The sequence below is a fragment of the Bradyrhizobium sp. HKCCYLS1011 genome, from assembly GCF_051167795.1.
Taxonomy (GTDB): domain Bacteria; phylum Pseudomonadota; class Alphaproteobacteria; order Rhizobiales; family Xanthobacteraceae; genus Bradyrhizobium.
Map to the genome: position 1 here is coordinate 345,460 of NZ_JBNPTT010000007.1, position 14,056 is coordinate 359,515.

Here is a 14,056-nt window from a genome sequence, read left to right on the forward strand (position 1 = left end):
CCTCATTCATGCCGATGCATCGCCGAGGCATGCTTGGTGTCGCGCATCGTCGCATAGATGATGAGCGACAGGAAAATCACACCCGAGAGATAATAATAGAACCAAGTCTCGTGCCCGATGGTCTTGAAATAAAGCGCGATCGCCGGCGCGGTGCCGCCGAAGATCGAGACCGTCAGCGCGTAGGGAACGCCGACGCCGAGCGCGCGGACATTGGTCGGGAACAGCTCCGCCTTCACCACCGCGTTGATCGAGGTGTAGCCGGCGACGAAGATCCAGGCCGCGCAGATCAGCAGGAAGGCGATGAACGGCTCCTTGGTCTCCTTCAGCAGCGTGAGGATCGGTATAGTCGCGAGCGTGCCGGCCACGCCAAAGAAGATCAGCAGCGGCTTGCGGCCGATGCGGTCGGAGATCGCGCCGTAGATCGGCTGCAGGATGGTGGCGAACAGCAGCGAGCCGAAGATCACTGTGGTGGTCTGGTCCTCGGTGAGGCCCACCGACAGCTTCACGAAGGTCTGCATGTAGGTGGTGAAGGTATAGAACGCCGCGGTGCCGCCGGCGGTGAGGCCGACCACCAGGAGCAGCTCCCGCGGATATTTAAACAGCTGCACGATCGAGCCTGAGGGGCGGACCTTTTTCTTCGCTTCCACGAAGGCTTCGGTCTCCTGCAGGTTCCGGCGCATCACCGCGACGAAGATCGCGAGTCCCGCGCCGATCGCGAACGGAATGCGCCAGCCCCAGGCCTTCAGCTGGTCGGGGGTCAGAAACACCTTCTGCAGCAGCAGAAGCACGATGATCGCGGTCAACTGGCCACCGATCAGCGTCACATACTGGAAGCTCGAATAGAAGCCGCGATGCTTGGCATCGGCGACCTCGCTGAGATAGGTGGCGCTGGCGCCATATTCGCCGCCCAGGCTCAAGCCCTCGATCACGCGGGCTAGAGCCAGGATCACCGGCGCAGCGAAGCCGATCGAGGCATAGGTCGGCGTGACCGCGATGATCAGCGAGCCGAAGCACATGCAGAGCACGGAGACGGTGAGCGACAGCCTGCGGCCGAAATGGTCGGCGATGTAGCCGAACAGCCAGCCCCCCAAGGGGCGCATCAGGAAGGTCGCCGCGAACACCACGGCAGCGTTTAGCTGCTCGACCACCGGGTCCTTAGACGGAAAGAAGGCCGGCGCAAAATAAAGGGCGAAGGCCGTATAGGCGTAGAAATCGTACCACTCGACCAGATTGCCGGCGGAGCCGATCAGGATCGCCCGGATCCGGCGCTCCACATCGACGAAAGTCGTGGTTTCTTGTGCGGCAGGCTGCAGCGCCTGGTCGGTCATTGTTCGGGTCTCCCGGAGCGTCTTTTTCTTATTCCCTTCTACGGCAGGAGCCCGATTTGTCAAAATGCGCCAACGGATCGGGCCGGCCGTCATCCCCAGCCTGCGGAGATCCCCCCGTCGACGGTGAAAATCACGCCCGACGTGTAACCCGAGCGGTCCGAGGCAAGAAACGTCATCAGGTCGGCGATCTCGCGCGGGTGCGCGGGCCGGCCGAGCGGCAGGCTTTTCTGGAATTCCTTATAGCGGCTCTCGTCGCCGAACTGATGCTTGGCGCGGGTCTTGAGCAGGGTGACATGGCGGTCGGTGCCGACCGGTCCCGGATTGATGCCGACCACGCGGATGTTGTCGGCGAGGCTCTTGCTGCCGAGCGCGCGGGTGAAGGCCATCAGCGCCGCATTCCCGGCGCTGCCGCAGATGTAGTTGGCATCGAATTTCTCGCCGCCGACGCCGATGTCGTTGATGATGACGCCGGCCCCACGCGCCTTCATCCGTGCATAGACCAGGCGCGCAAGATTGATGAAGCCGAACACCTTGAGGTCCCAGGCATGCCGCCAGGTCGCCTCGTCGATCTTGTCGAGCGCGCCGCCGGGAATATCGCCGGCATTGTTGACGAGGATATCGATGTCTTCAGCGTCCTGCGCGAGCCTGGCGACGTCTTCGGGCCTGCGCAGGTCGACGGCGTGTGCCGCCGCATCGATCTGGTGTTTGGCGCGGAGCCGTTCGGCAAGCGCTTTGAGCTGATCGCCGCTTCGGGCGGCGAGGCGCAGGTGGCAGCCTTCCTCGGCGAAGGCTTCGGCCGCGGCGGCCCCGATGCCTTTGGAGGCGCCGGTGATCAGGACACGCTTGCCGGACAGATGCAAATCCATGGGATGACTCAGTTGAGGGGGGAGGCAGGGTGGTCGGATGAATTTCAAGTGACCCGCCGGCAGGGTCAACATTGCAGCGCAGCGTTGCGCTTCACGTTGCTTTGAGCCATTGCATGGGCCGCAGACAGCGGCTGGCCCAACCGGCCCGGAGAACAAGGAACCTCATCGATGAGCGCCAAGAAACCCTATCGGATCGCAGTCATTCCCGGCGACGGCATCGGCAAAGAGGTGATGCCGGAAGGCCAGCGCGTGATCGAGGCCGCCGCGAAAAAGCATGGCGTCACCGTGCAGTTCGACCATTTCGATTTTGCCTCCTGGGACTATTACGAAAAGCACGGCGAGATGATGCCGGAGGACTGGAAGGAGCAGATCGGCAAGCACGACGCGATCTATTTCGGCGCCGTCGGCTGGCCGGCGAAGATTCCGGATCATGTCTCGCTGTGGGGCTCATTGATCAAGTTTCGCCGCGAGTTCGATCAATATGTGAACCTGCGGCCGGTCCGGCTGATGCCGGGCGTGCCGTCGCCGCTTGCCAACCGCAAGCCGGGCGATATCGATTTCTGGGTGGTGCGCGAGAACACCGAAGGCGAATATTCCTCCGTGGGCGGGCGGATGTTTCCGGGTACCGAGCGCGAATTCGTCACCCAGCAGACGGTGATGACCCGCACCGGCGTCGACCGCATCTTGAAATTTGCCTTCGAACTCGCCCAATCCAGGCCGAAGAAGCATCTGACCTCGGCGACCAAGTCCAACGGCATCTCCATCACGATGCCCTATTGGGACGAGCGGGTTGAGGCGATGGCGAAGAACTATCCGACCGTGAAGTGGGACAAGTACCATATCGACATTCTCACCGCGAATTTCGTGCTGCATCCGGACTGGTTCGACGTCGTGGTCGGCTCCAACCTGTTCGGCGATATCCTCTCCGATCTCGGCCCGGCCTGCACCGGCACCATCGGCATCGCGCCATCCGGCAACATCAATCCGGAGCGGAATTTCCCGTCGGTGTTCGAGCCGGTGCACGGCTCCGCGCCTGACATTGCAGGGCAGGGCATTGCCAACCCGATTGGCATGATCTGGTCGGGCGCGATGATGCTGGAGCATCTCGGCGAGAAGACCGCGGCGAACGCGATCGTCGGCGCCATCGAGCGCACGCTGGCTGAGCGCACGCTGCGCACCCGCGACCTCGGAGGCAATGCCGACACGACCGCCTGCGGCAAGGCGGTCGCTGACATGGTGGATTAGTCGCTACTCCTGGGGAGTGTCGCCCCGGCGAACGCCGGGGCCCATAACCACAGGCTGTCGTTATTGCGGGCGGTATCTGCCACATCGCGCTCTCGATAGATCACGCGGTATGGGTCCCGGCGTTCGCCGGGACGACAGTGGTGGTTTAGGCGATGGCGCGGGCGACAACGTCATTGCGAGGAGCGTGAGCTCGGAAGTAATCCAGGGCTGCGGACGAGGTCTGGATTGCTTCCGCCTTCGCCCTTCGGGCTACGGCGGACAAGTCGCTTCGCTCGCAATGACGGAGTCTTTCTATCTATCCCAGCGCCACCCGCCGACAATGCTCCCAGGCGGCGTGGATCAGGTTCTCGCTCGCCTCGGGCGTGCGGAAGGCCGAATGCGCTGACAGCGTCACGTTCGGGATCGTCGTCAGAACATGATCGTTCGGTAGGGGCTCGATGTTGAAGACATCGAGGCCGGCATGGCGGATATGGCCCGATCTCAGCGCCTCGATCATGGCGGCCTCGTCGACGACAGCGCCGCGCGCGGTGTTGACCAGGATCACGCCCGGCCGCATTTGCGCAATGCGCTCGCGCGAGAGAAAGCCACGGGTCTCGTCGTTGAGCAGAAGATGCAGCGAGACGACGTGGCTGGTCGCGAGCAGCTCGTCGAGGTTGACGAAGGTCACGCCCTGATGGCTCTTCGGCGTGCGGTTCCAGGCAATCACCTTCATGCCGCTGCCGGAGGCGATGCGCGCGACCTCCGCGGCAATGCCGCCGAAGCCGATCAGGCCGAGCGTCTTGCCGGTGAGCTGCATGCCGTCGTCACGCAGCCAGTTGCCGGCGCGCATCTCGCGGTCCATCTGCGCGAGGCCGCGCGCGGAGGCCCACATCAGCGCGATCGCAGCTTCGGCGACGGCGGTGTCACCATAGCCCTTGATCAGGTGCACGGTGATGCCGAGCTCAGCCAGCTCTTCCGGGTTCATGTAGCTGCGCGCGCCGGTCCCTAGGAACACCACGTGCTTCAGCCCCTTGCATTGCCTGGCGACGTCGGTCGGCAATGCGGTGTGGTCGACGATGCCGATCTCGGCGCCGTCGAGGATCTCAGGCCATTGCTCGGGCGTGATGTTGGGATTCAAGTGCACGCGCACCGGCGGATCGCCGGCTTGGCGCTGCCGCTCGAAAATCTCCGCGAGCGAGTCGTTGGCGTCGATGAAAACTCCGCGCACTGTCATTCTCCAGAAATCACGACGCGACGCCGGCGAGCGCCAGCACCGTGTGCATCAGGACATTGGCGCCGGCGGCGCAGTCGGCTTGCGTCGCGTCTTCCAGCTCATTGTGGCTGATGCCGTCCTTGCAGGGCACGAACACCATCGCCGCCGGCATGATGGTGTTGAGGTTGCAAGCATCGTGTCCGGCGCCGGAGGTGATGCGCCGGTGCGAATAGCCGAGGTTTTCCGCGGCATGCTCGACAGCGTCGACCAGCTTGGGATCGAAATGCGTCGGCGGCTTGCGCCAGACCAGGTCGATCGCGATCTCGACCTTGCGCCTGGCCGCGATCTCGGCGGCGGCCGCACGCAGGCTTTGGTCGAGCGCGTCCAGCGTGTCGGCATCCTTGCTGCGGCAGTCGATCGTGAAGGCGATCTCGCCGGGAATGACGTTGCGCGAGGAATTTTGGATCACGGCTTCGCCGATGGTTGCAACCGCATTCGGACCGAGCCTGATCGCGATCTGCTCCAAAGCGAGTGCAAATTGCGACAGCGTCAGCAGCGCGTCGCGGCGCAGCGGCATCGGGGTCGAGCCGGCATGGCTCTCGAAGCCGACAATCCTGCAATCGTACCAGAACACGCCCTGGCCGGAATCGACCACGCCGATGGTCTTGTGCTCGGCTTCCAGGATCGGGCCCTGCTCGATATGCAACTCGACGAAGCTTGAAAACTTTTGCGTGCCGACCTTGGTCTCGCCGCGATAGCCGATTTTGTCGAGGGCCTCGCCGACCGTGACGCCTTCGGCATCCTTGCGCGAGAGAATGTCGTCGACGGTGAAATCGCCGACATAGGCGGCCGAGGCCATCATCGCCGGCGCGAAGCGCGAGCCTTCCTCATTGGTCCAGTTGACGATGCAGATCGGCGCCTCGGTCTCGATGCCGGCATCGTTCAAGGTGCGGATCACTTCCAGCGCGCCGAGCGTTCCCAGAATGCCGTCGAACTTGCCGCCGGTCGGCTGCGTGTCGAGATGCGAGCCGATCCCGATCGGCGACTTCGACATGTCGCGTCCTTTGCGAAGTGCGAACATCGAGCCGAGCCCGTCGACATGCACCTCGAGGCCAGCCTCTTCGCAAGCTCGACGAAACCAGTCGCGCACCTGCCTGTCTTCCTCGCTCAAGGTCAGCCGGCGCACGCCGCCTTTCACGGTGGCGCCGAACCTAGCGGTCTCGTGAATGCTGCCCCACAGGCGGGCGGAATCGATCTGCAGATTGGTCGCGGCTCGGCTCATTGCGTCATCCATGTCACCCGGCGTGATCTCAATGGCTTGCGACCAATTCCGCGTCAACCGGCGCTGGCGCGTGGCTGCTGGTCTGTGCCGTCTGGGCTGCAAGCTCGGCGACGCGCTCGATCGCGATCATCTCGGGCGAGGCGAGCCAGCTCGCCGTGAAGGTGAGCGGCGAAATCCGCATGTCGGTCTCAAGCTCCTGCAGGCGTCCGTCGGCGAGCTCGCGCGCGACGATGGCGGCCGGAATGACGGCAACGCCGAGCCCCTCGATCGCCATATGGATCACGGTCGCCAGCGAGGCGCTGGCGTGCAGCCGGATCGGCGGCAGGTCTGGGCGGTTGAACAGCGAGCGCACGTTTTCGTAGGGCTGGGTCTTGCGCGGAAAGGTGATGATCGGAAATCTTGCGATCTGCTCGACCGTGAGCGGCGCGTCGCCGAGACCAAGCGTAGGGCTTGCCAGGAAGCTGACCGGGTAGTCGCACAGCACGCGGTTGCGGATGCCCGGCGCCGAGGGCGGGCCGAGCGCGAAGGCGAGCTCGATCTCCTGGGCGAGCAGCCGCGCATGCAGGTTCGGCGTGACGTCGACCTCGATCTCCAGCGACAGGTTCGGATAGCTGTCATTGACGCGCTTGATCAGCCGCGGCAGCCAGTCGTGCACGATGGTCTCGGCGACACCCAGCCGAAGCACGCCGCGCATCGCCGAGCGGTCGCCGACCTCGGTCAGCATCTGCGTGCGCAAGCCCATCAGCTTTTCCGCATAGACCAGCATCTGCCGTCCGCTCGGCGTCGGCGAGGCGGCGCGATGATCGCGGTTCAACAGCTTGACGCCGAGCTCGCGCTCGAGCTGGGCGATGCGCTGGGAGATGGCGGGCTGGGTGGTGTTGAGGCGCTGGGCGGCGCCGCGGAAGCTGCCGAGCTTCACCACCCAGAGAAAAGTCTCGATCGAACGGAAATCCAGCATCGTTGCTCGCGTCAGATCAATCGGATTTATCGATTCCGATTAAAAACGAAGATTAGACTTTATAGCATGGCTGGGGTTCAGTACGTTTGTCGAGATAATAGGCAAACAGCTCAAATGACTGTTTCAGCGGCAGTGCAGCATGCTGGTAATGAGGTAGCGATCTTGCCGAGCCATCAGGCGCGGCTGGATTATCGCACAGGGAAGGGCGGCAGCACCGCCGGCGTGGCCAATGGCTTCGTGCAGGGCAATCTGGCGATTCTGCCGGAGCAATATGCCGGCGCCTTCCATCGGTTCTGCCAGCTCAATCCCAAGCCGTGCCCGATCGTCGGCATGTCCGATGTCGGCAATCCGCTCATTCCTGCGCTCGGCGCCGATCTCGACATCCGCACCGACGTGCCGCGCTACCGCGTCTGGCGCGACGGCGAAGCGGTGGAGGAGCCGACCGACATTCGCGCGCATTGGCGCGACGATCTCGTGGCCTTCGTGCTCGGCTGCTCGTTCTCGTTCGAAGAGGCGCTGATGGCCGACGGCCTGCCGATCCGCCATATCGAGCAGGGCTGCCGTGTGCCGATGTACCGCACCAACATTGCCTGCAGCCCGGCGGGTCCGTTCGCCGGACCAATGGTGGTGTCGATGCGACCCTTCAAGCCGGCGCAGGCGATCCGCGCGGTGCAGATCACCACGCGCTTCCCGGCCGTGCATGGCGCGCCGGTGCATCTCGGCCATCCGCATCTCATTGGCATCGCCGATATCAGCAAGCCGGACTACGGTGATCCCGTGCCGGTGGCAGATGACGAGATCCCGGTGTTCTGGGCCTGCGGCGTCACGCCACAGGCGGTGATAGCAGCGGCGAGGTTGCCGTTTGCGATCACGCACGCGCCGGGGTTGATGTTGATCACCGATCTCAAGAACAAGGACCTTGCCGTGCTCTGAAATAATGAGCAGCCTTTGCCGCTTCTTGAGGCTTTACCGAGGCCATCAATCGTTTCATCGATCCAGCCGTTTGATCAGAGGAACTTGCAATGTCCATCACGCGCCGAAATGTCTTGCTGGGAGCTACTGCCGCTGCCGCGCTCGGGCCGATTGCGGCCCGCGCGCAAGCCTCCGAGGTGAAGATCGGGGTCATCTATCCGTTCTCGGGCGCCAGCGCCCAGATCGGCGTCGACGCGCAGCGCGCCTTCGAGACTGCGGCCGAGATCATCAACAACAAGTATGACTATGATCTGCCGCTGGCACGCACCGAGGGCCTGCCGGGCCTTGGCGGTGCCAAGGTCAAGCTCATCTTCGCCGACCACCAGGCCGACCCGCAGAAGGGCCGCGCCGAGACCGAGCGCCTGATCACGCAAGAGAACGTCTGCGCCGTCATCGGCTCCTATCAGAGCGCGGTCGCGGTCACCGCGAGCCAGACCTGCGAGCGCTACCAGATCCCCTATATCTCGGCCGACAATTCCTCGCCGAGCCTGCATCGCCGCGGCTTGAAGTATTATTTCCGCGCGGCGCCGCATGACGAGATGTTCTCGAAGGCGATGTTCGACTTCTTCGATGCGATGAAGAAAAAGGGCACCAAGATCGAGACCCTGGCGCTGTTCCACGAGGACACCATCTTCGGCACCGATTCCGGCAACTCGCAGCTCAAGCTCGCCAATGAGCGAGGCTACAAGGTGGTGGCCGACATCAAATATCGCGCCAACTCGCCGTCGCTCTCGGCCGAGGTGCAGCAGCTCAAGGCCGCCAATGCCGACGTGCTGATGCCGTCGAGCTACACCACCGACGGCATCCTGCTGGTCAAGACCATGGCCGAGCTCGGCTACAAGCCGAATGCGATCGTGGCCCAGGATGCGGGCTTCTCCGAGAAAGCGCTCTATGACGCCGTCGGCGACAAGCTCGAAGGCGTGATCTCGCGCGGCTCGTTCTCGCTCGACCTCGCGGCCAAGCGGCCGATGGTCGGCAAGATCAACGACATGTTCAAGGCGAAGTCGGGCAAGGACCTCAACGACTTCTCGTCGCGCCAGTTCATGGGCCTGATCGTGATGGCGGATGCCATCAACCGCGCCAAGTCGACTGACGGCGAGAAGATCCGCGACGCGCTGGTCGCCACCGACATGCCGGGCGAGCAGACCATCATGCCGTGGAAGCGGGTGAAGTTCGACGAGAGCGGCCAGAACAACGACGCCGACCCGGTGCTGCTGCAATATGTCGGCGGCAAGTTCGTCACCATCTTCCCGGAGCAGGCGGCAGTGGCCCAAGCCATCTGGCCGATGAAGTAGTTATTTCCGGCGTCGTCCCGGGCAAGCTGCGACGCGCGCCAGCGCGTGGCAGCGCCGACCCGGGACCCATACTTCGAGGCCGTGGTTGGACGATGAGTGGCTGTCGTCCTGCCAGGTAAAACAGTCGTGGTTAGGGGTCCTGGCTTTCGCCAGGACGACCTCCCGTGTCACATCGAGAGTGGAGCAAGATCTGTGACAGCCGAGACCATCATTCAAAGTCTCGCCTCCGGCCTGTTGATGGGCCTGCTCTACGGCCTGATCGCCGTGGGGCTGGCGCTCATCTTCGGGCTGATGGACGTGGTGAACTTCGCCCACGGCGAATTCCTGATGATCGCGATGTATGCGACCTTCTTCCTGTTCGCCTATTTCGCGCTGGATCCGCTGCTCGCTGCGCCGCTGGTCGCCGCCGCGCTCTTCATCTTCGGGGCGGTGGTCTACTTGCTCGTCGTGAGATTTGCGGTCAGGGCCAAGGCCAATACCGGCATGGTGCAGATCTTCTCCACCTTTGGCCTTGCGGTGCTGATGCGCGGTCTGGCGCAATATTTCTTCACGCCCGATTACCGCAGCGTCACGCATTCGTGGCTCGGCGGGAAGACGATCTCAGTCGGCGGCATCTATCTGCCGGAGCCGCAACTGGTCGGCGCGCTGATCGCGATCGCAGCCTTTGCCGGGCTCTACTTCTTCATCAATCGCACCGATTTCGGCCGGGCGCTTGAAGCGACCCGTGAGGATGCCGGCGCAGTGGCGCTGGTCGGGATCGACAAGAACAAGGTGTTCGCGCTCGGCTGGGGCCTCGGTGCGGCGCTGGTCGGGCTTGCGGGTGCCGTGATGGCAATCTTCTTCTACGTCTTCCCCGATGTCGGCGCGTCATTTGCGACCATCGCCTATGTCACGGTGGCGCTCGGCGGCTTTGGCAGCGTGTTCGGCGCCTTTGCGGGCGGCATCATCGTCGGCCTGGTCGAAGCGGTGACCACTCTGATCCTGCCGGCCTCGTTGAAGACCGTCGGCATCTATGCCGTCTATCTGCTCGTCGTCTTCATCCGGCCACGCGGCCTGTTCGGATCGATCTGATGGACCAGGCTTTCGCTCAACGCCGTCGCCGCGACCTGATCATTGCAGCCTGCCTTGCAGGGCTGGCCGCGCTGGTGCCGCTGGTCGTCAAGGACGTCTACTATCAGAACATCATGGTGCTGACCCTGCTGTACGCGGCGCTGTCGCAGAGCTGGAACATCCTGTCCGGCTATTGCGGCCAGATCTCGCTCGGGCATGCGCTCTATTTCGGACTCGGCGCGTACACCACCGCGCTGCTCTACACCAAGTTCGGCGTGCTGCCCTGGTTCGGCATGCTCGCGGGCGGGCTGATATCCGCCCTGGTGGCGATGCTGCTCGGCTATCCCTGCTTCCGGCTGCGCGGCCATTATTTCGTCATCGCCACTATCGTGATCGCCGAGATCACGCTGCTCTTGTTCCAGAACTGGGACTGGGCCGGGGCTGCGCTCGGCATCACCATTCCGATGAAGCGCGACAGCTGGCTGACGTTCCAGTTCGCCCGCTCCAAGCTGCCTTACTTCTACTTCGCGCTGGTGCTCGCCTGCATCGCCTGGTTCGTCACCTGGTGGTTGGAGGATTCCAAATGGGGCTATTGGTGGCGCGCGGTGAAGGATAATCCCGACGCAGCCGAAAGCCTCGGCGTGGTCGTGTTCAACTCCAAGATGGGCGCCGCCGCGGTCTCGGCGTTCCTGGTCGCGGTCGGCGGCGGATTCTACGCCCAGTTCGTCTCCTATATCGATCCTGAGAGCGTGATGGGCTTCCAGTTCTCGCTGCTGATGGCGCTGCCCGCTGTGCTCGGCGGCATCGGCACGTTGTGGGGCCCGGCGCTCGGCGCGGTGATCCTGATTCCGCTCACCGAATTGACGCGCTCCTATATCGGCGGCTCCGGGCGCGGCGTCGACCTGATCGTCTATGGCGCGCTGATCATCGCGATCTCGCTGGCGCGGCCGCAAGGCCTGGTCAGCCTGTTTGCCCGCAAGCCCAAGGCCGATGCCAAGCCGGTCCGGGAGGCCGTGGCGTCATGAGAATCCTGCTCGAGACCCGCAACGTCACCCAGCGCTTCGCCGGCCTTGTCGCCAACTCCAACGTCTCGATCTCGGTGCAGCGCGGCGAGATCGTCGGCCTGATTGGCCCGAACGGCGCCGGCAAGTCGACCCTGTTCAACCTGATCGCCGGCGCGTTCCGCCCGACCGAAGGCACGATCGTGTTCGACGGCGAGGATGTCACGGCGTTGCCGGCAGCCGAGCGCTGCCAGCGTGGCATCGGCCGCACCTTCCAGGTGGTAAAGAGCTTCGAGAGCATGACCGTTATCGAGAACGTCATCGTCGGCGCGCTCGTACGAACCACCGTGATGCGCGACGCGCGGCGCAAGGCCCATGAGGTGCTGGCGTTCTGCGGTCTCGACGCCAGGGCCGACGTGCTCGCGAGCGATCTCGTGCCGTCGGAGAAGCGCCGGCTCGAAGTCGCGCGTGCGCTGGCGACCGAGCCGAAGCTGTTGCTGCTGGACGAGGTGCTCACCGGCCTCACGCCGGTCGAATCGCAGAAGGGCGTCGACCTCGTGCGGCGCGTGCGTGATACCGGTGTCACCGTGCTGATGGTCGAGCACGTCATGGAGATCGTGATGCCGCTGGTCGATCGCGCCATCGTGCTCGATCTCGGCAAGGTGCTGCTCGAAGGCAAGCCGGCCGACGTGGTCAGCGATCCGAAAGTCATCACTGCTTATCTTGGGGACCGCCATGCTGTCGGTGCGTGACGTCACGACAGCCTATCAGGGGCTGGTCGCGATTTCGAACGTCTCGATCGACGTCGAGAAGGGCGAGATCGTCTGCGTCGCCGGCGCCAATGGCGCGGGCAAATCGACGCTGCTGAAGTCGATCGCGGGCGCCGAGCGGCCGCGCGCCGGCAGTGTCACCTTCGATGGCAGCCGCATCGACGGCCTGGCGCAGCATTTGATCACCTCCCGGGGCATCGCCTATGTGCCGGAGAACCGCCGGCTGTTTCCGCGGCTCTCAGTGCGCGACAATCTGCGGCTCGGCAGCTATCTCTATCGCAGCGAGAGCAACCGCGAGGAGCCGCTGGAGTTCGTGTTCAAGCTGTTTCCGAGGTTGTCGGAGCGGCTGGAGCAGCGCGCCGAGACGCTGTCCGGCGGCGAGCAGCAGATGCTCGCCATCGGCCGCGCGCTGATGACGCGGCCTCGGCTGCTGATGCTGGACGAGCCGTCGCAGGGCATCATGCCGAAGCTGGTCGACGAGATCTTCCAGGCGGTCAAGCGCATCCGCGACGCCGGCATGACGGTCCTGATCGTCGAGCAGCGCATGGCCGAGTGCCTGGAGATCGCCGACCGTGCCTACATCCTGCAGACCGGCCGCGTACTGATGAACGGCAAGGCCGCCGAGATCGCGGTCAATCCGGACGTGCGCAGGGCATATCTGGGACTGTAAATCGCAGCTCTGTAGGATGGGTTGAGCGAAGCGATACCCATCATGGTCCCATCGATATGATCACCTCTGGTGATGGGTTTCGCTGCGCTCAACCCATCCTACGCGCTGTCATCACGAGGAGCGAAGCGACGAACGCGCGCGCAACAAGCTGATGGGGCCGACCTTTACTATCAGATGGAGGTAGGTGCGGACATAGACTGATCCGCAATTGGAATGGAAGGGGCTTGGCGTCTTCCGGGCTTTCAGTGGAGACCGGAATTTGGCAGGGGCACAGGAAGTTCGCTGCGATTGAAAAAGCGCTATAGTGACTAGTCGTGAGGAAACGGTCGAGGATACGATCGATGACGGCTAAAATCGATCTTTTGACGCTGCAATTGTTCGTGGCGATCGTCGAGGAGCAGAGTATCGCGAAAGCGGCAGAAAAGAAGAATATCGCCGCGTCCGCAGTCAGCCGCCGCATCTCGGATATCGAGGACCTGTTCAAGGTGGAATTGCTGCATCGCCATTCGAAGGGGATCGAGCCGACAGCAGCCGGTTTTGCCCTGCTGGAGCACGCCCGCATCATCCTGGGAAACCTGAGCAAGCTCGAGACCGAATTGACGGGATACCGGCAGGGCAAGCGCGGGTTGATCCGGATCTGCGCCAACAAGTCAGCGATCCTCGAAGCCCTGGCAGACGAGCTTAGCGTCTTCCTCGAGCGGCACCCGCTGGTCCGCATCGACCTCGAGGAGGATCTCAGCCCCGCGATCGTGCGCGCGGTGGTGGAGAACCGGGCCGATATCGGTATTTTCGGGGGCAACATCGACGGACAGGATCTGGAGTTGCTGCCCTATCGCTGTGACAGCCTGGTCGCGCTGGTCACGCGCGACCACCCGCTGGCGGGCCGCAGCAGCGTTCACTTCCGCGAGCTGGTCGATTTTGACTTCGTCAGCCTGGAGAAGGGCAGCTCGATCGAGACGCTCTGTGTCAGAGCAGCCGCGGCTCTCGGGCAGCACCTCAAAGTAAGAATCCGCGTCAGCAGTTTCGATGCGCTGTTTCGCGTCATCGACGCGAGGATGGGGGTCGGTATCGTGCCGCTCGAGATCGTACGCGGCCGGTACGGCGTCGACAGCCTCGTCACCGTCCCGCTCGAGGAGTCCTGGGCGCGACGCGAACTGTTGATGGGCGTGCGCGATTACAAGTCGCTGCCTTCGGTGACGAAGTTGCTGGTGAAGCATTTGCGAGCCAAGGATGATGCGCGTCCCTTCACGAGCAGCGTTTCCGACCGGCTGACGGTCGTGCCAGGCAGGAGCTGACAAGGCTCAAGCGGCGGCCTGCCATCGCCGGGCGCGATGGCTGGCTACCCAACCGTCACTGCACATTTCCGGAACGGACCTCTATCCTGCGTCCCAATATGGCTATTGGTCGGAACGATCGACCGGCATTGC

The 14,056-nt window shown here is 63.6% G+C and carries 13 protein-coding genes; 8 read left to right on the top strand and 5 right to left on the bottom strand.

Going from position 1 to position 14,056, the window contains the following annotated elements:
- Positions 1-2 precede the first annotated feature (2 nt).
- Together ACQR1W_RS24790 and ACQR1W_RS24795 are read right to left on the bottom strand one after the other, a co-directional pair.
- Entirely contained in the window at positions 3-1,328 is a 1,326-nt protein-coding gene (locus ACQR1W_RS24790; protein ID WP_434853248.1) for an MFS transporter, read from the bottom strand.
- Between the two features lie 89 nt (positions 1,329-1,417).
- Positions 1,418-2,194: an SDR family oxidoreductase gene (locus tag ACQR1W_RS24795; RefSeq protein ID WP_434853249.1), complete on the bottom strand. Its 777-nt coding sequence runs from the start codon at positions 2,192-2,194 to the stop codon at positions 1,418-1,420.
- 168 nt (positions 2,195-2,362) lie between these two features.
- On the opposite strand from ACQR1W_RS24795, the gene ACQR1W_RS24800 reads away from it, so the two are divergent.
- Positions 2,363-3,439, top strand: coding sequence for a tartrate dehydrogenase (locus tag ACQR1W_RS24800; protein WP_434853250.1), 1,077 nt, complete (start codon positions 2,363-2,365; stop codon positions 3,437-3,439).
- 295 nt (positions 3,440-3,734) lie between these two features.
- Here ACQR1W_RS24800 and ACQR1W_RS24805 read toward each other — a convergent pair whose 3' ends face one another.
- Genes ACQR1W_RS24805 through ACQR1W_RS24815 form a run of 3 tightly spaced genes read right to left on the bottom strand, consistent with a single transcriptional unit; the run spans position 3,735 to position 6,871 of the window.
- Positions 3,735-4,646 carry an NAD(P)-dependent oxidoreductase gene (locus ACQR1W_RS24805; protein WP_434853251.1) on the bottom strand — a complete coding sequence of 304 codons (912 nt, stop codon included), beginning with the start codon at positions 4,644-4,646 and terminating at the stop codon, positions 3,735-3,737.
- A gap of 16 nt (positions 4,647-4,662) precedes the next feature.
- On the bottom strand, positions 4,663-5,913 hold the full coding sequence (locus tag ACQR1W_RS24810; RefSeq protein ID WP_434853252.1) for a Zn-dependent hydrolase: 1,251 nt from the start codon (positions 5,911-5,913) through the stop codon (positions 4,663-4,665).
- Between the two features lie 28 nt (positions 5,914-5,941).
- A complete protein-coding gene (locus ACQR1W_RS24815) occupies positions 5,942-6,871 on the bottom strand; it encodes a LysR family transcriptional regulator (protein ID WP_434853253.1) in 930 nt (309 codons plus the stop codon).
- Between the two features lie 114 nt (positions 6,872-6,985).
- On the opposite strand from ACQR1W_RS24815, the gene ACQR1W_RS24820 reads away from it, so the two are divergent.
- The 7 genes from ACQR1W_RS24820 (at position 6,986) to ACQR1W_RS24850 (ending at position 13,924) form a co-directional block, all read left to right on the top strand.
- A complete protein-coding gene (locus tag ACQR1W_RS24820; RefSeq protein WP_434853254.1) occupies positions 6,986-7,804 on the top strand; it encodes a putative hydro-lyase in 819 nt (272 codons plus the stop codon).
- Between the two features lie 89 nt (positions 7,805-7,893).
- Entirely contained in the window at positions 7,894-9,138 is a 1,245-nt protein-coding gene (locus tag ACQR1W_RS24825) for an ABC transporter substrate-binding protein (protein ID WP_434853255.1), read from the top strand.
- Between the two features lie 192 nt (positions 9,139-9,330).
- Positions 9,331-10,209 (top strand): branched-chain amino acid ABC transporter permease, encoded by an 879-nt coding sequence (locus ACQR1W_RS24830; RefSeq protein ID WP_434853256.1) that lies wholly within the window; start codon positions 9,331-9,333, stop codon positions 10,207-10,209.
- A complete protein-coding gene (locus tag ACQR1W_RS24835) occupies positions 10,209-11,213 on the top strand; it encodes a branched-chain amino acid ABC transporter permease (RefSeq protein ID WP_434853257.1) in 1,005 nt (334 codons plus the stop codon). The genes ACQR1W_RS24830 and ACQR1W_RS24835 overlap by 1 nt, the downstream gene beginning before the upstream one ends.
- Positions 11,210-11,941 (top strand): ABC transporter ATP-binding protein, encoded by a 732-nt coding sequence (locus ACQR1W_RS24840; protein WP_434853258.1) that lies wholly within the window; start codon positions 11,210-11,212, stop codon positions 11,939-11,941. Before ACQR1W_RS24835 ends, ACQR1W_RS24840 begins: the two co-directional genes overlap by 4 nt.
- Positions 11,925-12,629, top strand: a complete 705-nt coding sequence (locus tag ACQR1W_RS24845) for an ABC transporter ATP-binding protein (protein WP_434853259.1) — start codon at positions 11,925-11,927, stop codon at positions 12,627-12,629. The genes ACQR1W_RS24840 and ACQR1W_RS24845 overlap by 17 nt, the downstream gene beginning before the upstream one ends.
- A gap of 341 nt (positions 12,630-12,970) precedes the next feature.
- Positions 12,971-13,924, top strand: coding sequence for a LysR family transcriptional regulator (locus ACQR1W_RS24850; RefSeq protein WP_008966776.1), 954 nt, complete (start codon positions 12,971-12,973; stop codon positions 13,922-13,924).
- Positions 13,925-14,056: the final 132 nt, after the last annotated feature.